Source organism: Streptomyces vastus (genome assembly GCF_039532825.1).
Lineage (GTDB): Bacteria > Actinomycetota > Actinomycetes > Streptomycetales > Streptomycetaceae > Streptomyces > Streptomyces vastus.
Genome location: NZ_BAAASJ010000004.1, coordinates 56,653 through 80,946 on the forward strand (window position 1 = coordinate 56,653; position 24,294 = coordinate 80,946).

Annotated in this window: 23 protein-coding genes; 12 read left to right on the top strand and 11 right to left on the bottom strand. The window is 70.2% G+C overall.

Features of this window, described 5'->3' with window-relative positions; all coding sequences use genetic code 11:
- Positions 1-18: 18 nt before the first annotated feature.
- From ABD357_RS02290 to ABD357_RS02300, 3 genes are all read right to left on the bottom strand, one after another.
- Positions 19-729 carry an LPXTG cell wall anchor domain-containing protein gene (locus tag ABD357_RS02290; protein ID WP_344387099.1) on the bottom strand — a complete coding sequence of 237 codons (711 nt, stop codon included), beginning with the start codon at positions 727-729 and terminating at the stop codon, positions 19-21.
- A 190-nt stretch (positions 730-919) separates the two neighbouring features.
- Positions 920-1,432 carry an ATP-binding protein gene (locus ABD357_RS02295; protein WP_344387100.1) on the bottom strand — a complete coding sequence of 171 codons (513 nt, stop codon included), beginning with the start codon at positions 1,430-1,432 and terminating at the stop codon, positions 920-922.
- Between the two features lie 333 nt (positions 1,433-1,765).
- Entirely contained in the window at positions 1,766-2,134 is a 369-nt protein-coding gene (locus ABD357_RS02300; RefSeq protein WP_344387102.1) for an STAS domain-containing protein, read from the bottom strand.
- Positions 2,135-2,431: 297 nt separating this feature from the next.
- Between ABD357_RS02300 and ABD357_RS02305 the strand changes: the two genes are divergently transcribed.
- Positions 2,432-3,328 (top strand): RNA polymerase sigma factor SigF, encoded by an 897-nt coding sequence (locus ABD357_RS02305; RefSeq protein WP_344387105.1) that lies wholly within the window; start codon positions 2,432-2,434, stop codon positions 3,326-3,328.
- Positions 3,329-3,442: 114 nt separating this feature from the next.
- Here ABD357_RS02305 and hutI read toward each other — a convergent pair whose 3' ends face one another.
- From hutI to hutU, 4 genes are all read right to left on the bottom strand, one after another.
- On the bottom strand, positions 3,443-4,651 hold the full coding sequence (gene hutI, locus ABD357_RS02310) for an imidazolonepropionase (protein WP_344387107.1): 1,209 nt from the start codon (positions 4,649-4,651) through the stop codon (positions 3,443-3,445).
- Positions 4,652-4,686: 35 nt separating this feature from the next.
- The gene (locus ABD357_RS02315) at positions 4,687-6,033 is read right to left on the bottom strand and encodes a formimidoylglutamate deiminase (RefSeq protein ID WP_344387108.1); all 1,347 of its coding nucleotides are present in this window, start codon (positions 6,031-6,033) and stop codon (positions 4,687-4,689) included.
- On the bottom strand, positions 6,030-7,232 hold the full coding sequence (locus tag ABD357_RS02320; RefSeq protein ID WP_344387110.1) for an allantoate amidohydrolase: 1,203 nt from the start codon (positions 7,230-7,232) through the stop codon (positions 6,030-6,032). Before ABD357_RS02320 ends, ABD357_RS02315 begins: the two co-directional genes overlap by 4 nt.
- A gap of 227 nt (positions 7,233-7,459) precedes the next feature.
- The gene (hutU, locus tag ABD357_RS02325; RefSeq protein WP_344387111.1) at positions 7,460-9,118 is read right to left on the bottom strand and encodes a urocanate hydratase; all 1,659 of its coding nucleotides are present in this window, start codon (positions 9,116-9,118) and stop codon (positions 7,460-7,462) included.
- Between the two features lie 221 nt (positions 9,119-9,339).
- Between hutU and ABD357_RS02330 the strand changes: the two genes are divergently transcribed.
- The 6 genes from ABD357_RS02330 (at position 9,340) to ABD357_RS02355 (ending at position 15,002) form a co-directional block, all read left to right on the top strand.
- Positions 9,340-10,731 (top strand): type III PLP-dependent enzyme domain-containing protein, encoded by a 1,392-nt coding sequence (locus tag ABD357_RS02330; protein WP_344387113.1) that lies wholly within the window; start codon positions 9,340-9,342, stop codon positions 10,729-10,731.
- A 462-nt stretch (positions 10,732-11,193) separates the two neighbouring features.
- Complete coding sequence (locus tag ABD357_RS02335) at positions 11,194-11,592, top strand: hypothetical protein (protein WP_344387114.1); 399 nt, start codon at positions 11,194-11,196, stop codon at positions 11,590-11,592.
- The gene (locus ABD357_RS02340) at positions 11,589-12,473 is read left to right on the top strand and encodes a hypothetical protein (RefSeq protein WP_344387115.1); all 885 of its coding nucleotides are present in this window, start codon (positions 11,589-11,591) and stop codon (positions 12,471-12,473) included. Before ABD357_RS02335 ends, ABD357_RS02340 begins: the two co-directional genes overlap by 4 nt.
- Positions 12,474-12,511: 38 nt before the next feature.
- The gene (locus ABD357_RS02345) at positions 12,512-13,147 is read left to right on the top strand and encodes a roadblock/LC7 domain-containing protein (RefSeq protein WP_344387116.1); all 636 of its coding nucleotides are present in this window, start codon (positions 12,512-12,514) and stop codon (positions 13,145-13,147) included.
- 14 nt (positions 13,148-13,161) lie between these two features.
- A complete protein-coding gene (locus ABD357_RS02350) occupies positions 13,162-13,536 on the top strand; it encodes a roadblock/LC7 domain-containing protein (RefSeq protein ID WP_344387117.1) in 375 nt (124 codons plus the stop codon).
- Positions 13,537-13,637: 101 nt separating this feature from the next.
- Entirely contained in the window at positions 13,638-15,002 is a 1,365-nt protein-coding gene (locus ABD357_RS02355; RefSeq protein WP_344387118.1) for an APC family permease, read from the top strand.
- A 94-nt stretch (positions 15,003-15,096) separates the two neighbouring features.
- Here ABD357_RS02355 and ABD357_RS02360 read toward each other — a convergent pair whose 3' ends face one another.
- The 3 genes from ABD357_RS02360 to ABD357_RS02370 form a co-directional block, all read right to left on the bottom strand.
- On the bottom strand, positions 15,097-15,681 hold the full coding sequence (locus tag ABD357_RS02360; protein WP_344387120.1) for a hypothetical protein: 585 nt from the start codon (positions 15,679-15,681) through the stop codon (positions 15,097-15,099).
- A gap of 103 nt (positions 15,682-15,784) precedes the next feature.
- Positions 15,785-16,663 (bottom strand): MurR/RpiR family transcriptional regulator, encoded by an 879-nt coding sequence (locus ABD357_RS02365; RefSeq protein ID WP_425584723.1) that lies wholly within the window; start codon positions 16,661-16,663, stop codon positions 15,785-15,787.
- A gap of 44 nt (positions 16,664-16,707) precedes the next feature.
- A complete protein-coding gene (locus ABD357_RS02370; protein ID WP_344387122.1) occupies positions 16,708-18,357 on the bottom strand; it encodes an aromatic amino acid ammonia-lyase in 1,650 nt (549 codons plus the stop codon).
- A gap of 143 nt (positions 18,358-18,500) precedes the next feature.
- Here ABD357_RS02370 and ABD357_RS02375 point away from each other — a divergent pair, with 143 nt between their 5' ends.
- The 5 genes from ABD357_RS02375 to ABD357_RS02395 all read left to right on the top strand — a co-directional run bounded on the left by ABD357_RS02375 (position 18,501) and on the right by ABD357_RS02395 (position 22,331).
- A complete protein-coding gene (locus ABD357_RS02375; RefSeq protein ID WP_344387124.1) occupies positions 18,501-19,544 on the top strand; it encodes an ABC transporter ATP-binding protein in 1,044 nt (347 codons plus the stop codon).
- Positions 19,541-20,191, top strand: a complete 651-nt coding sequence (locus tag ABD357_RS02380; RefSeq protein WP_344387125.1) for an ABC transporter permease — start codon at positions 19,541-19,543, stop codon at positions 20,189-20,191. The genes ABD357_RS02375 and ABD357_RS02380 overlap by 4 nt, the downstream gene beginning before the upstream one ends.
- A gap of 4 nt (positions 20,192-20,195) precedes the next feature.
- The gene (locus tag ABD357_RS02385) at positions 20,196-20,864 is read left to right on the top strand and encodes an ABC transporter permease (RefSeq protein WP_344387126.1); all 669 of its coding nucleotides are present in this window, start codon (positions 20,196-20,198) and stop codon (positions 20,862-20,864) included.
- 13 nt (positions 20,865-20,877) lie between these two features.
- Positions 20,878-21,810 (top strand): ABC transporter substrate-binding protein, encoded by a 933-nt coding sequence (locus tag ABD357_RS02390; RefSeq protein WP_344387128.1) that lies wholly within the window; start codon positions 20,878-20,880, stop codon positions 21,808-21,810.
- A 92-nt stretch (positions 21,811-21,902) separates the two neighbouring features.
- Positions 21,903-22,331 (top strand): hypothetical protein, encoded by a 429-nt coding sequence (locus ABD357_RS02395; protein ID WP_344387129.1) that lies wholly within the window; start codon positions 21,903-21,905, stop codon positions 22,329-22,331.
- Positions 22,332-22,756: 425 nt separating this feature from the next.
- Here ABD357_RS02395 and ABD357_RS02400 read toward each other — a convergent pair whose 3' ends face one another.
- Positions 22,757-24,148, bottom strand: coding sequence for a cystathionine beta-synthase (locus ABD357_RS02400; RefSeq protein ID WP_344387131.1), 1,392 nt, complete (start codon positions 24,146-24,148; stop codon positions 22,757-22,759).
- Positions 24,149-24,294: the final 146 nt, after the last annotated feature.

Below are 24,294 nucleotides of genomic sequence, written 5' to 3' on the forward strand. Positions count from 1 at the left end.
TACGCGAAAAACGAAAGGTCAGCGCGGCGCCTGGTTCCTTCGGGTCAGCCACAGCACCCCGGCCGCTCCGGCGAGGAGCACCGTGCCGCCGAGCGTGCCGAGGGCGATCGCGGAGTCCTCGGGGCCGGTCTGCGGGAGCTCGGCGCCGGAGTCCGCGCCGCTCTCGGTGCCGCCCTCGGGGGAGGTCTCCGACGAACCGCCGCCGCCACCTGCGGCCGTGACGTCGAGGCTCAGCGCGGGGCCCGGATTGTTGCCGGGCTCGCAGGTGGTCGTCGTACCGAGCGCCTTGATGGTGAGCACGCCCGGCGTGAAGGTGACCTTGCCGCTCTTGGACGGCGTGTAGGTACCGCTCAAGTCGCTGATTTTGATGGGTGTGTTGGCGGGGATGGCCTCGGCGTTGGCCGGGCCCTTCACCGTGAGCGTGCCGCTCTCGGCGCCGCCCAGCTTGATGGTGGCGCTCGGGCTCATCGCGCCCTTGCCCAGTTCCACCGGGCTGGACGAGACTCCCTTCTGCCAGGACATGGTGATCTTGTAGCCGCTGCCGCTCTCGGCACTCTTGATGTCGATGGGCGAGACGGCGGACTTGTCACCGATCGGCGTCTTGCAGTTGTACTCGACGTCGACGACCTCGGCCCATGCTGCGGGGGCGGCCATCAGCACCGCCGAGCCGGCCAGGGCCGCGGCGAACGCGAGCGCGGCGGTTCGTTTCTGGTACGTCCGGTATGACACGGTCCCCTCATTCCTGACGGCACATCAGATCGGCCGTCAAGGTACGCCCGGGGCCTTGTGGAGGGAAGACAAAGGACGCGCCGGATCTCGATCGATCCGCCGCGTACGAAGAAGTACGAAGAAGGGTTCGAACCCGCGGTAACCCTCGGTGGGAGTTACGTTCGGCCAAGCGGGCACCCCGGGCTTCCGGCTAAGCGGGCGCCCCGAGTTCCGCCCATACCGTCTTGCCCGCCACCCCCGGAGCCCGGAGGACCCCCCAGTCCAGGCACAGTCGCTGCACGATGAACATCCCGTGACCGCCGGGGCGCCCGGCGCGGTGCGGGGTGCGCGGGGCGGGCTGGCCGGTGCCGCGGTCGGAGACCTCGACGCGCAGCACTTTGTTGTCGCAGGCGATCCACAGCTCGTCCGGGCCGTCGGCGTGCAGGCAGGCGTTGGTGACGAGCTCGGAGACGACCAGCAGTACATCCTCGGCGGCGGCCCGCCGGTCGGCGGTCGCGGCGGGCAGCCAGCCCCACGCGTACAGCGCCTGGCGCGCGAAGTCGCGGGCGAGGGGGACGACCCCGCTCGCGCCGTCGAGGTTGAGCCGACGGGCCTGACGGGCGGCCGGGCGCGCGGACCCGTCGTCTCTGGCCTCCCCCGAAGCGCCGCAGACGCCCGCTTCCGGGCCGCGGTCGCCCGGCGGGTAAGGCCGGGTGGTGCTCATCAGCGCTTCACCTCACCGATTCACCAGTCACGATTCAAGACTCAAGACATTTCAGAAAGCTCAGGACACTCAGGATCCGGGTCTGCCGCCCGCTTGCCGTTGGCCTTGTTGACATATTCAGGATGTCTCCTGCCCGGCCGATCCGTCAGAACACCCACTGATTCGGCCCGAGCACTGTGACGCTGGTAACGCGCCGATCACACAGAGACAACTGAGCCATAACTTTGCACGCAGCGGCCGGGCGGTTACTCACCGGGGTGCCGATCCAGCATGTCCTGCCGAGTGCGGTTACTCACGCGGAGCCCATCGAGCGTGTCATGCATCGCTGTGCGATCACTCGCGCAGGGCCGCGTCGAGCGTGTCATGCACAGTGAAGACAGCCGCCGCACCGGTGATCTCGAACACCCGGGCCACCACCGGAAGCATCCCGGCCAGATGCACCCCACCGCCCGCGTCCTCGGCTTTGAGCCGGGCACCAAGCAGCACGTTCAGTCCGGTGGAGTCGCAGAACTCGAGCCGCGAACAGTCCACGACGAGGCGTGCGAACCCGCGCTCGAGGCAGTCCTCGAGCGGTACTCGCAGCAGATCGGCGGTGTGGTGATCCAACTCACCCGCCGGGGTCACGACGGCGCTGGGGCCCTCTTCCTGCACCTCGACCAGAAGCCGGCCCGATTGTGCGCTGCCGACCGTCCCGCGGTCCATGCCGTCTCTCTCTTCCGACCGTCGTGGCTGTTGATTGACGCTCCTGAACACTACGCCTTCTCTACGACCACGACTCCTGCTGTGCGGTTCCTTCCCTACGACCTCTCTACGACCTTGCCACACCCGAATACCCGCCCAGACCTGGACATTTCTCTAGCAAGCGCACTTGCGGTGGACTGACGAAAGCGGGTAGGGCTAGTAGGGACACGAATCAACACGGCCGGCTTTGGAGGCGCCGCACACCGCAGTGCACGTATTGGCATCGGCGGCCATATGCCGAGAACGATGGAGGACATCATGTCACCCCGGCTCGACGCATCGCAGACCCCCCAAGCGACGTCGACACCCTCTCCAGAACAGGCGGATCTCGTCGAGGAGGACCTCGACGGACTCGCCGGCCTTCCGGAGATCCCGCCGTACGACGAGGTGGGGCCGGTGGACGCACGGGCCCTGTCCAAGACCCTCTTCGAACGGCTGGAATCCCTGGAAGAGGGCACGCACGAGTATTCCTATGTACGCAACACCCTGGTCGAACTGAACCTCGCTCTGGTGAAGTTCGCCGCCTCCCGGTTCCGCTCCCGCAGCGAGCCGATGGAGGACATCATCCAGGTCGGCACGATCGGCCTGATCAAGGCGATCGACCGCTTCGAACTCAGCCGCGGCGTGGAGTTCCCGACCTTCGCGATGCCGACCATCGTCGGCGAGATCAAGCGCTTCTTCCGCGACACCAGCTGGTCGGTGCGCGTACCCCGCCGACTCCAGGAACTCCGCCTGGACCTGGCCAAGGCCGGCGACGAGCTGGCCCAGCAACTGGACCGCGCTCCTACAGTGGGAGAGCTGGCGGATCGCCTGGGCCTGTCGAACGACGAGGTCGTCGAGGGCATGGCCGCGTCCAACGCCTACACCGCATCTTCACTCGACGCCCAGCCCGAAGAGGACGACTCCGAGGGCGCCCTGGCCGACCGCATCGGCTACGAGGACCACGGCCTGGAAGGCATCGAGTACGTCGAGTCCCTGAAGCCCCTGATCGCCGAACTTCCTTCCCGCGACCGGAAGATCCTCTCCCTCCGCTTCGTCGCCAACATGACCCAGTCCGAGATAGGCGACGAGCTGGGCATCTCGCAGATGCACGTGTCGCGACTGCTGTCGCGAACGCTGGTGCGCCTGCGGAGGGGCCTGACGGTCGAGGAGTGACGCGGGCTGCCGCCGACGGTGGCCTGAACAATGACGGTGACTGAGCAACCCGGCCTGGGGAGGGCCGGGTTGTTTGGTTACGTGGAAGCCTGGAGCCGGCTCGTTGGGCTCACCTCATACGCGGCTTGAAGTCAGCCGCCTTCCATGCCGCCACACCCCGCTGACCAGCGGCACCCCCGGCCGGTACGCCAGATGCACATGGCTCGGGGCGTCGAGGAGCGCAAGGTCGGCGTACGCCCCCGGTGTGAGACGGCCGATGTCCTCCCGTCGCAGCGCCCTCGCTCCACCCGCCGTGGCCGACCAGACCGCCTCGTCCGGCGTCATCCCCATGTCCCGTACCGCCAGCGCGATGCAGAACGGGACGGAGGAGGTGAAGGACGAGCCCGGGTTGCAGTCCGTGGAGAGGGCGACCGTGACGCCGGCGTCGAGGAGGCGGCGGACGTTCGGCCACTCGGCACGGGTGGAGAACTCGGCGCCGGGGAGGAGCGTGGCGACCGTCCGGCTGTTCGCCAGCGCGTCGACGTCCGCGTCCGTCAGATGCGTGCAGTGGTCGGCGCTGGCGGCATCCAACTCGACCGCGAGCTGCACGCCGGGGCCGTAGGACAGCTGGTTGGCGTGGATGCGCGGGTGCAGGCCGGCCGCCCTGCCCGCCGTGAGGATCGCGCGGGCCTGGTCACCGTCGAAGGCGCCCTTCTCGCAGAAGACGTCGATCCAACGGGCGTGCGGGGCACAGGCGTTGAGCATGTCGCCGGTGACGAGGGCTACGTACGCCGCCGGGTCGTCGGCGTAGTCGGGGGACACGATGTGCGCGCCCATGTACGTGACCTCGTCCGTATGCCGGGACGCGATGCGCAGGGCTCGGGACTCGTCCTCGACGGTGAGGCCGTAGCCGGACTTGGTCTCGAAGGTGGTGGTGCCCTGGCGGAGGGCCTCGGCGAGGTAACGGGTGAGGTTGCCCTCCAGTTCCGCGTCGCTCGCCGCACGCGTCGCGGCGACCGTCGTACGGATGCCGCCCGCGCTGTAGGGCCGGCCCGACATGCGGGCGTTGAACTCCTGCGTGCGGTCGCCCGCGAAGACCAAGTGCGAGTGGGAGTCGACGAAGCCCGGGATCACCGCCCGGCCGCCCGCGTCGACCCGATTGTCAGTGGCGGGTGCTTTGCTTGATTCACCGGTCCATGCGATGCGGTCGCCGTCGATGACGACGGCTGCGTCCTGGATCAGACCGAGGGGGGATCTGTCGCCCAGGGAGGGGTCGTTGGTGACCAGGCTGGCGATGTTCGTGATGACGGTGGTCGGGCTGCTCGTCTTCGTCGGGCTGCTCATGTCGTCCTCGCGGGTGCGCGGTTCGGCGGTCGTCGTCAGGCGCGCAGGGCTTCGACTGCCTGCGCGAGGGCTTGCGGGACATCCGGTACGAGTGTGTGCGCCCCGTCTCGTACGACGTGACGGCCGCCCACGATCGTGTGCCGTACGTCCGCCGCTGTCGCGGCGAATACGGCCGTCTCGGCGCCGAGCCTGGGCAACGGCCCCGCTGTCCTGACCGAGTCGAGCGCGATCGTCGTGAGGTCCGCGAGCGCGCCGGTCTCGATGGTGCCCGTGTCGTCCCAGCCGAGGGCCGCGTGGCCGTCGGCCGAGGCCGCCCTCAGGAGGGCAGCCGCCGTCCAGTGACCGCGTGTACGGGTGCGCAGGCGCTCGTTCAGCTCCATCGCGCGCGCCTCTTCGAGCAGGTCGATGACGGCGTGGCTGTCGGAGCCGAGGGAGAGCGGCGAGCCGGCCTTCTGCAGGGCGGCGGCGGGTCCGATGCCGTCGGCCAGGTCGCGTTCGGTGGTCGGGCACATGCATGTGCCGGTCGTGGAGTCGCCGAGCAGCGCGATGTCCTCGTCGGTGAGGTGGGTGTTGTGGACGCCCGTCGTGCGCGGGCCGAGCACGCCGTGGTCGGCGAGCAGCCGGGTGGGTGTGCAGCCGTGCGCGGCCCGGCAGGCGTCGTTCTCCGCCGCCTGCTCGGACAGGTGCACATGGAGCGGGGCCCGCCGCTCCTCGGCCCATCGCGCCACCGTGGCCAACTCCCGCGCGGGCACGGCCCGTACGGAGTGGATGGCCGCACCGATCCGCAGGTGATCCCGTTCCTTGAGAACTGAACAGCGTTCCGCCCAGGCGTCGGCGTTCCCGTCGGAGAAGCGGAGCTGGTGGGTGTCGGGTGGCTGTCCGAAACCGGAAGAAAGGTAGGCGGTGTCGAGGAGGGTGATGCGGATACCGGCTTCGGCGGCAGCGTCGATGAGCGCCTCACCCATCGTGTTGGGGTCGGCGTAGCGGGTGCCGCCGGGGGCGTGGTGGACGTAGTGGAACTCGCCGACGCAGGTGATGCCCGCGAGCGCCATCTCGGCGTACACCGCGCGGGCGAGGGCGTGGTAGGTCTCCGGGGTCAGCCGGTCGGCGGTGGCGTACATGACCTCGCGCCAGGTCCAGAAGGTCCCGGAACCGACCTGGACGGTGCCGCGCAGGGCTCGGTGGAAGGCATGCGAGTGGGCGTTGGCCAGGCCGGGCAGGGTCAGTCCGCGCAGAATCTCGGAGCCGGGCGGCGGGCTGTCGATGCCCGTGCGGACGGCCGCGATCCGGCCGTCGGCGACCTCGACGGCCACGCCGGGCTCGACGAACGAGTCGAGCCAGGCGTGCTCCAGCCAGTACGTCTGCGTGTGGGGGTGGGTCACCTGCGTGCCAGCCCTTCCAGTACGTCGGCCAGTGCGAGTACCCCGGCCACGCAGTCGTCCTCGGTGGCGTACTCGGCCGGGGAGTGCGAAACGCCCGTGGGGTTGCGCACGAACAGCATGGCGGTGGGGATGGTCCCGGAGAGGATTCCGGCGTCGTGTCCGGCGCCCGTGCCGAGGACGGGGACCTTGAGGTCCGTGTCGGTTCCCAGGATGCGGGCGAGTTCATCGCGCAGAGCGTGGTCGAACTCGACGACGGGGGTGAACGACTCGCGGACGACGTCGAGTTCGACGCCGTGGGCGTCGGCGTGCTCGCGGGCCGCCTGCTCGATGCCGCTGACGACGGTGTCGAGGCTCGCCTGGTCGGCGGCGCGGGAGTCGAGCCAGCCGCGGACGAGGGAGGGGATCGCGTTCACGCCGTTCGGCTCGACGGAGATCTTGCCGAAGGTGGCGACGGCACTGGCGAGTTGGGCTTCCCGCCGGGCCGTGAGCACGGTCTCCGCGTACGACAGCATGGGGTCGCGGCGGTCCACGAGCCGAGTGGTCCCCGCGTGGTTGGCCTCACCCCGGAAGTCGAACCGCCACCGCCCGTGCGGCCAGATGGCGCTGGCGAGGCCGACGCGGTCGCCGGACAGGTCGAGGGCACGCCCTTGTTCGACATGCAGCTCGACGAACGCGCCGATACGGGCCAGCCGCTCCGGGTCCGCCCCGATGACGTCCGGGTCGAATCCCGCGGCCTCCATCGCCTCCGGCAGGCTGACACCGTCCGCATCCCTGAGCCGATGCGCCTGCTCGACTGTGAGCTGTCCGGCCGCGAGCCGCGACCCCACACAGGCCAGCCCGAAGCGGGCCCCTTCCTCGTCACCGAAGTTCACGATGGCCAGGGGCTTGCTGAACTGCACGTTCCTGCTCCGCAGTTCATCCAGCGCGGCGAAGGAGGACACGACGCCGAGGGGACCGTCGAAGGCGCCGCCATCGGGCACCGAGTCGAGGTGCGAACCGGTGACAACAGCGTCCCCGTCAGCGGGATCCCCGAGCCAGGCCCACTGATTCCCGTTCCGGTCCACCTCGTACGCCAGCCCCCGTGCCCGGGCCTGCTCCTCGAACCAGGCCCGACATTCGGCATCGGCCCCGGTCCAGGCGAACCGCCGGTACCCACCGGAGCCGGGGTTGCGCCCGATGGGCTTGAGGTCGCGCCACATCTCATGGAAGGAGGGAGAGGCTGGCTTATTGCCGACCAGAGGTGAAGCTTGCTGAGCCTTCGAGCCCCGTCCAGGCAGTTCCAGCCCGTCCGGTGTTTGAGGACGAGGCCGTTCAGGCCGATCGGGGGTCTGGGGGCGGAGCCCCCAGTGGGGCCCGGGGGCAGCGCCCCCAGTTTCGGGAAGGGGTGGGGTGGGGGAAGAATCCCGCCCCCCACCGGACGGCAGGCTCACTCGCCCTCCCGCATAGGCACCCGCACACCGCGCTCGTCCGCCACCGACTCCGCGATGTCATAGCCCGCATCCACATGCCGGATGACCCCCATCCCGGGGTCATTCGTCAGAACCCGGCGAATCTTCTCCCCGGCCAGCTTCGTACCGTCGGCCACGGACACCTGCCCGGCATGGATGGACCGCCCCATCCCCACACCACCCCCGTGGTGCAGGGACACCCAGGACGCCCCCGAAGCCACGTTCACCATGGCATTCAGCAGCGGCCAGTCGGCAATCGCGTCGGAGCCGTCGAGCATCGCCTCGGTCTCGCGGTACGGGGAGGCCACGGACCCGCAGTCGAGGTGGTCGCGGCCGATGGCGAGCGGGGCCTGCAACTCCCCGCTCGCGACCATGTCGTTGAACCGCTCCCCCGCTCGGTCCCGCTCCCCGTACCCGAGCCAGCAGATACGCGCCGGAAGCCCCTGGAAGTGAACCCGCTCACCGGCCATCTTGATCCAGCGGTGGAGGGATTCGTTCTCGGGGAAGAGGTCGAGGATCGCCTTGTCCGTCTTGGCGATGTCCGAGGCCTCACCGGACAGCGCGGCCCACCGGAAGGGTCCCTTGCCCTCGCAGAACAGCGGCCGGATGTAGGCGGGCACGAAGCCGGGGAAGGCGAACGCCCGCTCGTATCCGACGAGTTGGGCCTCGCCACGGATGGAGTTGCCGTAGTCGAAGACCTCGGCACCGGCGTCCATGAAGCCGACCATCGCTTCCACGTGCCGGGCCATGGACTCGCGGGCCCGGGTGGTGAAGCCCGCCGGGTCCTTGGCCGCGTACGAGGCCATGTCGTCGAAGTCCACGCCGATCGGCAGGTAGGACAGCGGATCGTGGGCCGAGGTCTGGTCGGTCACGATGTCGACGGGGGCACCCTCGGCGAGCATGCGCGGCAGCAGCTCGGCGGCGTTGCCGAGCAGCCCGATCGACAGCGGGCGCCGGGCGTCGCGCGCTTCCACGGCGAGTTGGAGGGCGTGCTCGAGCGAGTCGGCGCGTACGTCCAGGAACCGGTGCTCGATACGGCGCTCGATCGCCCGCGGGTCACAGTCGATACAGATGGCGACGCCGTCGTTCATCGTCACGGCGAGCGGCTGGGCGCCGCCCATGCCACCGAGCCCGGCGGTGAGGGTGATCGTCCCGGCGAGCGAACCCCCGAACCGCTTTGCGGCGACCGCCGCGAACGTCTCGTAGGTGCCCTGCAGGATGCCCTGCGTACCGATGTAGATCCACGAACCGGCCGTCATCTGGCCGTACATGGTGAGTCCGAGCTGCTCCAGGCGCCGGAACTCCTCCCAGTTCGCCCAGTCGCCCACCAGGTTCGAGTTGGCGATGAGCACGCGCGGCGCCCACTCGTGGGTCTGCATGACGCCGACCGGGCGGCCGGACTGGACGAGCATCGTCTCGTCCTGCTTGAGGGTGCGCAGCGTACGGACCATGGCGTCGAAGGAGCGCCAGTCGCGGGCGGCCTTGCCGGTGCCGCCGTAGACGACGAGCTTGTCCGGGTGCTCGGCGACCTCGGGATCGAGGTTGTTCTGCAGCATCCGCAGGGCGGCTTCCTGCTGCCATCCCAGGGCGCTCAGTTCCGTACCGCGGGGCGCTCGTACCGGGCGGGGTCCTGACATGGGCTGCCTCCTGGCGGGCTGGTGGATGCTCCGGCGTTGCAGTCGGTCTCGGCAATCGGCCTCTGCGATCAGTCCCCGCAATCAGTCACCGCAATCGGTCGTTGCAGGCGCCCATCGCAGGCGCTCATTGCAGAGCTATTCACATCCTGACTCGATGAATAGAACTAGTCAATACGTGCCCTGCGTCGGCGCCCGCGCCGTACGGGTGTTTGGCTGAATCCATGACGGCATACACAGGGGACACGCACCCATCGGGCGAAGCGCAGGACGCGGCGGATGCAGCGACGAACGGGGTCGCGCGGCGGGACGACGCGGTCCGCGCGGCCGTGGAACAGGGGCTCGTGGGCCCCGCCGCCCCCATCATCGGACTCCTCGACATCACCGGCATCCGCAGCTCGGCGGCGGCACTGCGCGCGGCCTTCGAAGCGGTGGTGGCACCGGGTACGCCGGTGCTGCACGCGTTCGCGGTGAAGGCGGCGCCGCTCGTACCGGTGCTGCGACTGCTGCACGAGGAGGGCCTCGGCGCGGAGGTGGCCAGCGCCGGTGAACTGGCCCTCGCCCGCGCGGCCGGGGTGCCCCCGACCCATACCGTTCTCGACTCCCCGGCCAAGACCCCGGCGGAGCTGCGGGAGGCGCTGGCGCTCGGTATCGCGGTCAACGCGGACAACCCGCAGGAGCTGGACCGTATCGACGGCCTTGTCCAGTCGGCGTCGACCCGGTCACCTATCGGACTGCGGGTGAATCCGCAGGTCGGCGTGGGTTCGATCGAAGCGATGTCCACGGCGACGGCGACCTCGAAGTTCGGGGTGGCGCTGCGGGACGAGGGGGCGCGGGAGTGGGTCGTACGGGCGTATCTGGACCGGCCGTGGCTGACCCGGCTGCATGCGCACTCCGGTTCGCAGGGGATGCCGCTGGAGTTGCTGGCGCGCGGGGCTGCACAGACGTACGGGCTCGCCGAGGAGATCAACGAGCGCGCCGGACGGCGGCAGATCGACACGCTCGACATCGGCGGCGGACTCCCGGTGAACTACGCGTCGGACACCCAGAGCCCGACCTACGCGGAGTACGCGCGGCTGCTGGTCCGGACCGTGCCGGGGCTGTTCGACGGGCGGTACGGACTGGTCACGGAGTTCGGGCGGTCACTGCTGGCCAAGCACGGGGTGGTGCTGGCACGGGTCGAGTACGCGAAGAGCGCCGGCGGGCGTGCGATCGCGGTGACGCACGCAGGCGTGCAGGTGGCGACCCGCACGGTGTACGCGCCGGCGACGTGGCCGCTGCGGGTGGGGGCGTACGACGCGAAGGGGCGCCCCAAGGCCGGGCCCGAGGTCGTGCAGGACGTGGCGGGTCCCGCGTGCTTCGCGGGTGACCTGCTGGCCGAGGGGCGTGCACTGCCGTTGTTCGAACAGGGCGACTACGTGGCTGCGTTGGACACGGGTGCGTACAACTTCGCGCACCACTACGCGTACAACTCGCTTCCGCGGCCGGGGATTTATGGGTTCGGGCCGGACGCGGAGCGCGGGGTGCGGTTCGCGACCGTCCGGACGCCGCAGACGCTGGAGGAGATCGTGGCGGAGTCGGGCGGAGGCCATTCGGGGCGCTTGTCGGAGCTGTAGCGACACGGCTCGCTCCGCGGGTAGGCGGTACGAAATCTGCCGCCGTATGCGGCTGGTCGCTCCCGCACTATCGGCGTCTCCCCCATATTCGGCTTCGCTCGAGCGGGGGGCGCCCATGAGCCGGGGGACCCCCATCCCGGCGGAGCCGCATGTTGTCACAGCCCCGCGCCCCTGACGGGGCGCACCCCGGCGCGCGGAGCGCCGCGCGCTTCAACTCGACGGTGCATGGTGTCGGATTGACGCGGTGGTCTCACAGACCGGACCCAGGGCCCGGAGCCATCCGCCCACGTCAGGCCACCGGCTGCCATCAGGACGCCAACGCACCCCCGCAGAAGGTCAGTTGATCCACCTTAGTCAGCTGGCGCATGTTCCGCTGGAAAATGCCGGAATCCTCACTCCTCACGCACACGGTGCGTAGCTTCGTGGTCACTCAGCCGTACCCGAGGCGGGAGGGGAGCCCAGGTGCCCGGAATCGACGAGTGTCTGCTGGAGGCCATGAGGCTGCCCGGTGCCCTGGGCGCCGCGGTGGTCGACTGGACCAGCGGCCTGGCGCTGGGCACGGTCGGGGACGCGCCGGGCGGTGACCACGAGACGACCGCGGCGGAGGCGGCGGAACTGGCGCGGCTCGCGGCGGAGCACCGGGCGTTCGCGCCGGAGGCGGGGCCGGACGAGGCAGCGCAGGACCCGCCTGTCGAGGACCTGATCATCAGCAACGTCGACACGTACCACGTCCTGCGGTTCGTGGCGACGAGCTTCGACAGCAGCGTCTTCCTGCACCTGTGGCTGGCCCGCTCCGACGGCAACCTCGCGCTGGCCCGCATACGGCTCGGCGAGATGGCCGGACGGCTGGTGCTGGGATGACCGTGGTCAGCACGCCTCCGCCCCGACTGCCTTTGCGGCGCCGCTCGTTCGGCCCTGGTGTCTCCCCGATGCTGCGTCGGCTCGCCGAGGAGCGCGCCACTGGTGCGCTGCTGCGCGAGCGCGGTGCGCTCCATCTCGCCGACGGCCGGGTCACATACGCCGAGAGCCCCGAGAGCCCAGGGCTCGACGTGCTGCTCACCACCGGGGGTGTTCTGGACTCCGGGGTGTGGCGGGAGGCGGTCGCGCGGGCCGGGGAGGATCAGCGGGTCGGGCGGTTCCTGGTCGACAGCGGCCGGGTCACCGAGGGTGTGCTGGAGCTGTGCCTCGTGGCGGCGCTGTTCGACGCGGCGTACTTCGTTCTGGGCCCGTCCAGCGCCCCGGCGCGCTTTCGGTACGGGGCCGCGCACTGGCTCGGGCCGGTGCGCCCCGTGCCGGTGGCCGTGCTGGAGCGCGAGACCCTGCGCCGCCGCGAGCTGCTGCACCGCATCTGGCCCGATCCGGCGACGGACACCGCCCCGCTGGTACGGACCGACCGTGCCGCCGAACCGCCGGTCCCGGCCCGCCAGGAAGCGGTGCTGGGCCAGGTCAACGGGGTTCGCACGGCCGCCGACATCTCGCTCGCCCTGGGCAGGCCCGGTTTCCACACCCTGGTCGAACTGCGCAGGCTCGCCACGGCGGGCATCGTGACGACGGCTTCCGAGCCCCTCCGGCCACCCCGTCCGCCCCGGCCGGCCCAGCCACCGCGGCCACCCCGGGCGGACGCGGCGCCCGAGCAGCCGCCGCCCGCCCTCGACCCCGCGTCAGTCCTGCTCACCCAACCCTCGGCCGACCCCGACGTCGCTCTGCTGCGCCGCCTGAGAGACGCCCTGGAGGCCCTGTGATCCGCGCGCTTCGACAGCGTGCCGAGAGGAGACTGCTCATGGCGGCGGAGGCCGAAGTCCTCGACGAACTCCACCGGTTGCGGGCCCGTGTACCCCAGCTGACCGGCGCGCTCGCGGCCAGCGTCGACGGACTGGTCATCGCCCGGGACACGCCCGGCGTGGAACCGGAGGGCCTGGCCGCGCTCACCGCCGCCGCTTTGGGCGTCGCCGTGCGGCTGACGGACGACACCGGCCAGGGCGACCTCCGCGAGCTGCTCGTACGCGGCACGAACGGCTACGTGGCGACGTACTCGGCCGGCTCCTCGGCCGTACTGACGCTGTTGGCGCAGGACCGGGTCAACGTCGGACGCCTGCACCTGGAGGGACGCCGCGCCGGGACCCGTATCGGCGAGCTGGTCGACGCAGCGACGGCCCGCGCGGCACCGCCTCCGCGTACCGCCGGATCCACCTCCGGATCCAAGGGCCCGTCGCAGGCCGCCTCCACGACCACGGACAAATCGGCGCTTCCGACGCGCCCGACAAAGCCCACGCGGCCCAGGACCGCACGGACCGCACAGGCGACACAGGCCGCGCGGACTGCCCAGAGCACACAGACCGCCCAGCCCAACGGGCGGAGCACAAGCCGAACCACCAACCGATCTATCGCCAACACCACTACCACCAACGAGAGTTGAGAGGACGCCACACCATGGCCAACACCGAAACCACGTTGAAGGAAGCCCTCGCCTCCATCGAGGGCGCGACCGGAGCCGCGCTCGTCGACTACACCAGCGGCATGGCGCTGGGCACACTGGGCGGCAGCAAGAGTTTCGACCTCACTGTCGCGGCCGCCGGCAACACCGACGTCGTACGCGCCAAGCTCCGCACCATGGAACACCTGGGCCTGAAGGGCGACATCGAGGACATCCTGATCACCCTGTCCGACCAGTACCACCTGATCCGCCTGCTCACCGGCCGCGGCGGCAACGGCCTCTTCCTCTACCTGGTCCTCGACTCCAAGCGGGCCAACCTGGCGATGGCACGCCACCAGTTGAAGAAGATCGAGGCGGACCTGGAGGTCTGACGGAACCTCAGGTGAACCTCTGAGAATCGAACCCGCACGCATCCCGGACACACGACCGGGCAGAACTCCCCCGGACGGATCACCGACCGGGGGAGGTTCTCTTGTCCACCGCCGAAACCACCACGGGCGCGCAGTCGCCCGCCGAGGAACCGGGGCTCAAGCGGGCCATCGGCCCCAAACTGCTGGTTCTCTTCGTGATCGGCGACATTCTCGGGACGGGCATCTACGCCACGACCGGCGCCGTCGCGGGAAAAGTCGGCGGGGCGTTGTGGCTGCCGTTCGTCATCGGCTTCGTCGTGGCGATCCTGACGGCGGCGTCGTACGTCGAACTCGTCGGCAAGTACCCGAAGGCGGCCGGAGCGGCCCTCTACACACAGAAGGCCTTCAAGGTCCCCTTCCTCACCTTCATCGTCGCCTTCATGGTGATGGCCTCGGGCCTGTCGTCCGCGAGTGCGGCGGCCCGCGCATTCAGCGGCGACTATCTCTCCGAGCTGACAGGAGACGCACTCCCGCCGACGCTCATCGCGATCTGCTTCATTCTGCTCCTCGCCGGCCTGAACCTGCGGGGCGTCTCGGAGTCGGTGAAGACGAACGTGGTCCTGACCCTCGTCGAGCTGACGGGCCTGCTGATCATCCTCGCGATCGGCGCGTACGCCGTACTGACGGGTGACGGGGAGCCGTCCCGGCTCGGCGAGTTCGAGGCAAGTGGCACCGGATACGCCCTGATCACCGGCGTGCTGGGGGCCACGGCGCTCGGCTTCTTCGCGTTCGTGGGCTTCGAGGACTCGGTCAACATGGCGGAGGAGACGAAGGATCCCGTACGGACCTTCCCGCGGGCGATCTTCATCGGGGTGGCGGTGACGGGCACGATCTATGTGCTGGTGGCGCTCGTATCGTCACTCCTGGTCGACTACAAGGTGCTGGAGGGGTCGAGCGGCCCGCTGCTGGAGGTCGTGAAGGCGGGCGGTGTCGACTTCCCGCACAAACTCTTCGCGCTCATCGCGCTGTTCGCCGTCACCAACTCCGCGCTGATCAACATCATGATGGCCTCGCGCCTGTGCTACGGCATGGCCAACGAACGCATCCTGCCCCGCGGCATGGGCCGCGTCCTGCGCCGCCGCCGCACCCCCGTGGTCGGCATCGTCTTCGTCACCGTGCTCGCGATCGGCCTGGTCTCCACGGGCGAGATCGAGGGCCTGGGCGACACGACGGCGTTCCTCCTCCTGTGCGTCTTCGCCGTGGTCAACATCACGGTCCTGGTCCTACGCCGCGACCCCGTGGACCACGCCCACTTCCGCACCCCGACGTTCCTTCCGATCCTGGGCGCGATCACCGCCCTGATCCTGGCCAGCCCCCTGGCCGACCGCCCGGCGGACGTGTACATCCGCGCGGCGGTACTGCTGGCGATCGGCGTGGGCCTGTGGGCGGTGAACAAGGTGGTGCTCCGGGTACGGGGCGAGGATTAAGAGGGCCCAAGAGGGCTGGAGGCGGCCCCGGCCGGCGAAGTCCCGAGCCGGGCCCGTCCTCATGGCACGCGACCACCCAGCGGCAGCCGCCCCACTACACCAGGACTCCACCCCGACGCCGCGACCCACCGGGCGCGGCGTCGCCCGCCGCGATACCCGTGGCCCGGTAGGCCTTGACCCGCTTACCCGCCGGGGCACCCGCCCCACGGCTGAGCCAGTCGACGCGGACCCACAACAACGCCTCGGAGCCGCGCTCGAGGCGGCCCAGCCACGCGGCCTTCAACCGCAGCCCGGCCCCCACCCCGGCGAGCAGCATGCCCCCAGCCGCGGGCACCGCGAACGCACTGCCCAGCGCGGCCAGGAAGGCGAGGAGCAGCCACCAGCGATGCCCCCGGCGCCAGTTGCGCGCGGTTACGGCACGGTCCTGGAGGACATCGTGCTTGCCCGCACGGGCGGCACCGCCGGCCAGGGCGACGTACCGCTTCCTGTGCAGCAGCGCCACCACGGCCGCCGTGACGAGGAACAGTGCCGCCCCCGCGATCACGCCGATCCGACGCCCGGTCACACCCGGCACCAGCACGCCGACGCCCGCCGCGAACACGCCCAGCCACCACAGCGGCACGGCACCGGCCCGTACGACGACGGCCACCCGGGCCAGTCCCTGACCTCCGCGCGTCACCTTCCCGCCTCCTCGTCCTTGTCCGAAGGCCCGAAGTCTCTCCGGCAGTCTCTTCGGCCGCGCAGGTTAGCGACCGAATGTGAGACGAGTCTTAACAAGCCGACTACTCGACGAACAAGCCCCGCGCAGCCGCCCGCCCGTCGAATTCCTCCAGCCGCGCCTGCGCGTCCGGAAGGTTGTCGCACATGGCCTCCAGCAGCACCCGCCCGAGCAGCATCGGCGCACAGGCTGTGTCGAAGGCGAGCCCCGTACCGACCGCCGCGGGCAGCAGCAGATCCGACTCCTTCGCCACCGGCGCGAACGCCGAGTCCGCGACGGTCACCACGGTCAGCCCTGCCTCCTTCGCATACGCCAGCGTGTCCACGACCTCGCGCGGATGACGCGGCAGCGCGAAGCACAGCAGAGCTGTCGCCCCGGCCCGTACCGCCGAGTCGATCCGGTCGTGGACCATCGTGCCGCCCTCGTGCAGCAGCCGGACGTCCGGATGGACCTTGGCCGCGAAGTACGAGAAGCCGTACGCCTGGGAGGCCGCCGCCCGCAGCCCGAGGACCGGCAGCGGACACGACGCCGCGAGCAGCCGCCCCGCCCGCTCCACCGGTCGCGGATCGGCCAGTGCGGAGGCCAGATGCCGCAGGTTCTCGATCTCGGCCTCGACGGCCTGCTGGTACTCGTTGTACGAGGCGGTGTCCGCGACCGGCCCTGGGGGCGCGACCTCCCGCAGGTGCTTGCGCAGCGCCGGGTAGCCGTCGAAGCCGAGCGCGACGGCGAAGCGGGTGACGGAGGGCTGGCTGACACCGGCGAGTTCCGCGAGTTCGACGCTCGACAGGAACGGCACGTCGGCCGCCCGCCGCACCATGCTGTGCGCGATACGCCGCTGTGTCGGCGTCAGGCGGTGCCCCTCGAAGAGGGCCTGCAGACGCGCGGCAGAACTGTCCGTCACCGTCATCTCCCTGTCCACGCCCGCGTTCCCGTCCCCGTCCATGTCTGCGTCCGCGCCCGTCATCGTGCCCGTATCCCTGTCCACGCTCATGCCGTGCTCCCCCTCCAGATGTCCGTGAACCGGTCGAGCAGTACGGCCGCCGCCGTCACGTCGTCCGTGAGCGGCCGGTCGGTCTGGTCCGCGTCGAGCACCGACTCGGCGAGTTCCAGCGCCCGGCCCACCGGCAGCTCCGGCTCCGGCCGCAGCTCACGCTGCCGCAGGGCCCGTACCGCGGCGACGAGTTCGCAGCCGACGACGAGACGGTACGCGTCGCAGGCGCGCAACGTCTGACGTGCGGCGAGCGAGGCGAAGCTCGCCTGCTCCTCGACGCCCCGGGAGAGTACAGCGTGGCCGAGCGAGGCGGGCGCGGAGAAGGCGCGCAGATCACCGAGGGCGGCACCGGCGGCGTACTCCAGGATCATCACGCCGGAGGACGCGGCCTCATGGTCGGCGAGGAAGGGACGCAGCCGGGTGTAGGCGGGTTCGTTCAGGGTCGAAAGGCGGGACGTCGACAGCCGCGCGACCTGGGTGAGGGAGAGCCTGAAGTGGTCGAGGGCCAGGGCGAGTCCGGCCTGGTAGAAGCCGCCGTGGTGGTAGGCGGCCATGTCCTCGGCGCTGATCAGCGGGTTCTCGGCGGCGGCGTTGATCTCGACCGTCAGCACCTCTTCGAGGGCGTCGGCGGCGTCGAGCGCGGGGCCGTGGATCTGGGGCAGGCAGCGGAATCCGTACGGGTCCTGCAGGCGCCCGAGCGGCGGTGTCGGGCGGTCGGCGGCGCCGGTCAACTCCCGCATGCGGCGCGCCACTTCGGCCGTCGCGCGGTGCCGGCGCGCGGCGTGCACGGGCGCCGCGTACGCCTCGTGCGAGCCGTCCACCGCGACCAGGGACAGCGCGGCGACGACCTGCGTGGCCCCGATCAGCCCGCGCAGCTCGTGCAGGGCGAGCGCGGACTGGCCGAGGGTGAGGGCATTGCTGCTGATCAGGGCGAGCGCGTCGTTGTTGTCGAGGGGCTGCGCCTCGGGCGCATCGTCCGTCCCCGAACCGTGCGCTCCCGGACCGTCCGCCCCCGGACCGCGCGGTCCCCGCCCGTCTGCCTGCTGCCCGTCCGCCTCCGGCCCACCCGCTCCCGGCGTACGCCACCCGGGTTCCGCCTCTCGCCAAGGGTGCTCCCCCGCGAGCGCCAGCCCCACCTGGGCGAGGGCCGCGATGTCCCCGGTGCCAACCGAGCCGAACTCGTTCACGACCGGATACGCCCCGGTCTCCAGCGCCTCGCACAGTGCCGTGACGATGGTGGGCCGCAGGCCCGCACCGCCCGCGAGCAGCTGGTTCGCCCGTACGGCCAGCATCGCCCGCACCTGCCGCGCGGGCAGCTCCGCGCCGATCGCCCCTGCGTGGCTGCGCAGCAGCCGCAGACCGTGGTCGGCGGCCGCCTCGGTCGGCACATCTTCGTTCCGGTTGGCGCCGACTCCGGTGGAGCGGCCGTACACGCGCCCGGTCGCGGCGATCCGCCGCGCCGCGTCCCAGGACTCCTCGACGCGCTTCATCGCCTCGGTGCCGGGGACGGGCCGGGCGGCTCCGTCGGCGAGGCGCACGATGTCCGCGACGCCGGTGCCGTACCCGTCGAGGACGACCAGACCGGGCGTGAGAGCCCCGGAGTCCGGGGCGGCGTCACCTGGCACGTCCACGATCCGAGACGACATCACACGCGAACTCCTATCAAACTCGGACATTCGATCTTGCCTGTCGGTCATCTGTAACCCGCGTTTTACTCCGAGGCGTTGACAACCTATTCAGACACCAAGAACTCTGCATGACGATATGCACGCCGGGCAAGGGACACCTCATGATCCAGTTCGATGCGGTCCACAAGCGCTTCCCGAACGGCACCACGGCGGTTCACGACCTCTCCCTGGAGATGCCCGAAGGCGGCGTGACCGTCCTCGTGGGATCTTCAGGTTGCGGCAAGACGACCACCCTGCGGATGATCAACCGGATGGTCGAGCCGACCTCCGGAACCATCCGCGTCGGCGGCCGTGACGTGCTGGAACAGGACGCCGCGGAGCTGCGCCGCGCCATCGGTTACGTCATCCAGCAGTCGGGCCTCTTCCCGCACCGCACGGTGCTCGACAACATCGCGACGGTGCCGCTGCTCCTCGGCTGGGGCCGCAGGAAGGCGCGGGCGCGGGCCGCGGAGCTCCTGGAGACGGTCGGCCTGACGGCCGAGGCCGGGAAGCGCTACCCGCACCAGCTCTCCGGTGGCCAGCAGCAGCGCGTCGGCGTCGCCCGCGCGCTCGCCGCCGACCCGCCCGTCCTCCTGATGGACGAGCCGTTCGGCGCGGTCGACCCGGTCGTCCGCACCCAGCTCCAGGACGAACTGCTCAGGCTCCAGAAGGAGTTGAGCAAGACGATCGTCTTCGTCACGCACGACGTCGACGAGGCGGTACGGCTCGGCGACCGCATAGCGATCTTCCGCACCGGCGGCCACCTCGTCCAGTGCGCGGCTCCCGCGGAACTGCTGGCGCGCCCGGCGGACGAGTTCGTCGCGGACTTCCTGGGCGCCGAGCGAGGGCTGAAACTCCTGTCGCTGACGACGCTCGCGGACGTGCCTCGGGGCCCGGCTCCCGAGGGCGGTACCTGGGAGCTCGTCCTCGACGACGCCCGCAGGCCCCAGCACTGGCGCGCTCAGGACGCGGAACTCCCCGTACGTCCCCTCAAGGACACCGACTCGCTGCTCGCCGCGCTCAACGAGTCCATCGCCTCCCCGACCGGTTTCGTGGCACGTGTCGACGCGGACGGCGCCCTCACCGGCGTCACCTCCCGCGAGGAGATCCACGAGCACGCGGGCGAGGCACACAGCACCCACAGCACAGCGGGCGCCGCCATATGACCATCGACTGGTCGTGGATAGGCGACCACACCGACGACCTCACCAGCCTCACCCTCTCCCACCTCCAGGCCGCCCTCTCCGCCGTCTTCTTCGGGGTGCTGATCTCCCTCCCCCTGGCCGTGATCGCCCACCGGATCCGTCCCCTGCGCGGCCTCCTCCTCGGCCTCTCCAACGTCCTGTTCACGATCCCGTCGATCGCGGTCTTCGTCCTCCTGCTGCCGGTGAGCGGGCTCACCCGCGCCACCACCGTCATCGGCCTGACGATCTACACCCTCGTCGTCCTGCTCAGAAACACGGTCGAGGGCCTCGACTCGGTACCGGCGAAGACCAAAGAGGCCGCGAAGGCCATGGGCACCCGCCCCTTCCGAACCCTCCTCACCGTCGAACTCCCGCTGGCGCTCCCGGTGATCATGGCGGGCGTCCGCATTGCGACGGTCATGTCGATCTCGCTCGTCTCCGTGGCGACCTACATCGGCGACGGCGGCCTCGGCCAGCTCTTCACCGACGGCTTCCAGCGCAACTTCCCCACACCGGTGATCGTCGGCGTGGTCCTGACCCTGCTGCTGGCGCTGGTCGCGGACGCGCTGCTGGTCGCCCTCCAGTACGTACTCACGCCATGGACCCACCGGAAGCAAAGGGCGGCCTGAGCCCATGTACGAACTCTTCAAGAACCTCGGCGAGTGGCTGGTCAGCGGCGAGCAGTGGTCCGGCCCCGACGGCATCGGACACCGCCTCGCCGAACACCTCCAGTACTCGCTCCTCGCCACCCTGGTGGCAGCCGCGATCGCCCTCCCGCTGGGCCTGCTCATCGGGCACACCGGACGCGGCGCGTTCCTCGCGATCAACCTCGCGTCCTTCGGCCGCGCGCTCCCGACCGTCGGCCTGGTCGTGCTGGTCTTCCTCGCCAGCGGTCTGTCGATGTGGCCGGTGTACGTCGCGCTGGTCGCCCTCGCCGTCCCCGCGATCGTGACGAACACGTACGCGGGCATGAACGCCGTCGACCCCGATGTGAAAGACGCCGCGCGCGGCCAGGGCATGCGCTGGCACCAGGTCCTGTTCCAGGTCGAACTGCCCCTCGCGCTCCCCTTGATCATGACCGGCCTGCGCCTCGCACTGATCCAGGTGGTGGCGACGGCCACCATCGCCGCATACGTGTCTTTCGGCGGCCTGGGGCGCTACGTGTTCGACGGGCTCGCCCAACGCGACCTGGTGCAGGTGCTGGGCGGCGCGGTGCTGGTCGCCGTGGTCGCCGTCGCCCTGGACCTCGCCCTCTCCGCCCTCCAACGCGCCCTCTTCCGCCACCGCCCGGCCCAGGCCTAGGAGCACACTTCTGATGAACCGACGCACCCTCCTCGGCGGCCTCTTCGCCGCCGCCTCCGTCCCCGCGCTCGCCGCCTGCAGCAGCGGCATCACCTCGCTCGACGGCGAGGGCGGCGCCGGCAGCGGTGGCGGCTCCAGCAAGAGCGGCATCACCATCGGCACCGCCAACTTCACCGAGAACCAGGTCCTCGGGTACCTCTACGCAGCCGTACTCGACGCCGCGGGCGTCGAGACGACCGTCCGCCCCAACCTCGGCACCCGCGAGATCCTCATCCCCGCCATCAAGGGCGGCGACATCGACCTGCTTCCCGAGTACCAGGGCGCGCTCCTCCACTACGTCGACCCCAAGTCGCAGGCCACCGAGGAGGGCGAGATGCAGAACGCCCTCGCGATGGCCCTGCCCGCCGGGCTCCAGGTGCTGCCGTACGGCAAGGCCGAGGACTCCGACGCGTTCGCCGTCACCCGGGAGACCGCCGAAAAGTACGGCCTCGCCTCGCTCGCCGACCTGAAGAAGCAGAACGGCAAGCTCGTCATCGGCGCCGCGCCCGAGGTGAAGAAGCGCGAGGTCGGCGTGGTGGGCCTTCAGGAGGTGTACGGCGTCGAGTTCAAGGAGTTCAAGTCCCTTGATTCCTCTGGGCCGTTGGTGAAGGGCGCCCTCAAGAAGGGCGACGTGGACGTGGCGAACCTCTTCACCACCGACACCGACATCCAGGAGAACCAGTGGGTCGTCCTCACCGACCCCAGGAACCTGATCCCCGGCCAGCACGTCGTCCCCCTGATCGCCGACCGCAGGGCCGACTCGACCGTCCGCAAGGCCCTCGCCGAGCTCGGCAACGTCCTCACCACCGCGGATCTCACCGAGCTCAACCGTCAGGTCGACAAGGACAAGAAGGACCCGGAGGACGTGGCGAACGCGTACGCCGAGAAGAAGGGCCTGACGAAATAACAGGGATACGGGTACAGCCGGGGGCACGGCCCAGCGAAGACAGGGGGGCTAACCCCAGTGCCAAGCGGGCCAGGGCTCCTTACGGTAAGCACATGACCGGTATGGATGCCCGCGACGCCGAACTCAAAAAGGAACTCGACGCCACCCTGCACGCGCGAAGGGAACTGGGCGACGAGTACGACTCGGCGCTGGTCGACTCCTTCCTCGAGAAGGTCGAGCAGCGCATGGACGGCGCGATCGAGCGCCGGGTACGACGGCAGGTCGCGGAACAGCAGATGGTGGTGGCCCGGGGCTCACGTTCCCCGCAGGCGAACGATTCCTGGGGCGAGCGCTTCGGCTTCGGGATCGTCTCGCTGGTCCTCGCGATCCCCCTGTCCGCGATCGGCGGGGGCGTCGCGGACCTGCCCGGCCTCCTCATCGCCTGGACGGGCATCGTGGGCGTCAACGTGGTCCAGGTCGCCCGCCACACCCCGCTGTTCGGCCGCGGCAGGAAGAAGCCGGACTCGGACTGGGAAGACTGACCCCGTCTTTCAACCGGCGGCGACCACAACCATCAATTGAGATACCCCGACGGCGAGCAACCAGGTCCGCGAGAGCGGCGCCGGTTTAGGCGCAAGGGGGGGCTATGCGCGGGGACCGCCGCACCCCCGTGAACGGGGGGCGGGACGACGGCGGTCCCCGCGAGGGACGCGGGCCGGGTCAGGGCCGGGCTTACGCGTCCGTGGCGTCCATGGAGGTCCGGGAGCCGCTCCGGAGGTCCTTGGCGCCGTTCGGCGTCGGCCCGAGCGGGGAGCCGCTCCCGCCCTTGCCGACATCCACAACAGTGCCGGACCCGTGTTAAGCCGGTGCTGCGCGGACGTGACGCGCTCGTACCACTTCCGCGAAGTTCCGCACGGGTCAGGCGTGCCGGAAGTTTCCCTCCGGCACGCGCAGTTCACCGGAATTCCTACTGCCGGTTGCTCTTGGCCAGGAAGGACAACAGGTCCTGACGGCTGACGACCCCCGTCGGCTTGCCCTCGACCAGCACGATGGCCGCATCCGCCGCCCCGAGTACGGACATCAGGTCGGCCACCGGCTCACCGGAGCCGACCTGCGGCAGCGGCGCCGACATGTGCTTCTCCAGCGGGTCCTCGAGGGAGGCCGACTTGCTGAACAGGGCGCCCAGCAGCTCCCGTTCGACGACCGAGCCGACGACCTCGGCAGCCATCACGTCCGGGTGTCCGGCGCCCGGCTTGACGACCGGCATCTGCGAGACGCCATACTCGCGCAGCACCTCGATCGCCTCCCCGACCGTCTCTTCCGGATGCATATGGACGAGCGAGGGGATGGAACCGCCCGCCTTGTCGCTGAGCACATCGCCGACACGCGCGCTCGGCCCGCTGTCCTCCAGGAAGCCGTAGTCGGCCATCCATTCATCATTGAAGATCTTGCTGAGGTACCCGCGCCCACTGTCCGGCAGCAGCACAACCACCACATCATCGGGCCCGAGCCGCGAGGCCACCTCCAGCGCCGCCACGACGGCCATCCCGCAGGATCCGCCGACGAGCAGCCCCTCCTCCTTCGCGAGCCGTCGCGTCATCTGGAAGGAGTCCTTGTCGGACACGGCGACGATCTCGTCCGCGACGGTGCGGTCGTAGGCGGTGGGCCAGAAGTCCTCGCCCACGCCCTCCACGAGGTACGGCCGCCCGGATCCGCCGGAGTACACGGAACCCTCCGGGTCGGCGCCGATGACCTGGACCTTGCCGTCACTCACGTCCTTCAGATACCGCCCCGTACCCGAGATGGTGCCCCCGGTCCCGACTCCGGCGATGAAGTGCGTGATCTTCCCCTCCGTCTGCTCCCACAGCTCGGGGCCGGTGGAGTGGTAGTGCGAGAGGGGGTTGTTCGGGTTGGAGTACTGGTCGGGCTTCCAGGCTCCGGGAGTCTCCCGCACCAGCCGGTCGGAGACGTTGTAGTACGAGTCCGGGTGCTCGGGATCCACGGCGGTCGGGCATACGACGACCTCGGCGCCGTACGCGCGCAGCACATTGATCTTGTCGGTGGACACCTTGTCGGGGCACACGAAGATGCACTTGTACCCCTTCTGCTGCGCCACGATGGCGAGCCCGACGCCCGTGTTGCCACTGGTCGGCTCGACGATCGTGCCCCCGGGCTTCAGGGCTCCGCTCTCCTCCGCGGCCTCGATCATGCGCAGGGCGATGCGGTCCTTCACGGAGCCGCCGGGGTTGAAGTACTCGACCTTCGCGAGGACGGTCGCCTGGATGCCGGCGGTCACGCTGTTGAGCCTCACCAGCGGGGTGTTGCCGACGAGACTGATCATCGAGTCGTGGAATTGCACCGTTGTCTCCGGAGCTGAAAAGAAATGGTCGGGGTGGTTCCGTCAGCCTAAGCCCCGTACTGGGCGTTCACGCTGTGTTGAGATTGGCCGGCAGCCTCCGCGGGGCAAGCAGTGTGTGTACGGGTTTGAAGGAGGTGGCGGCTTCG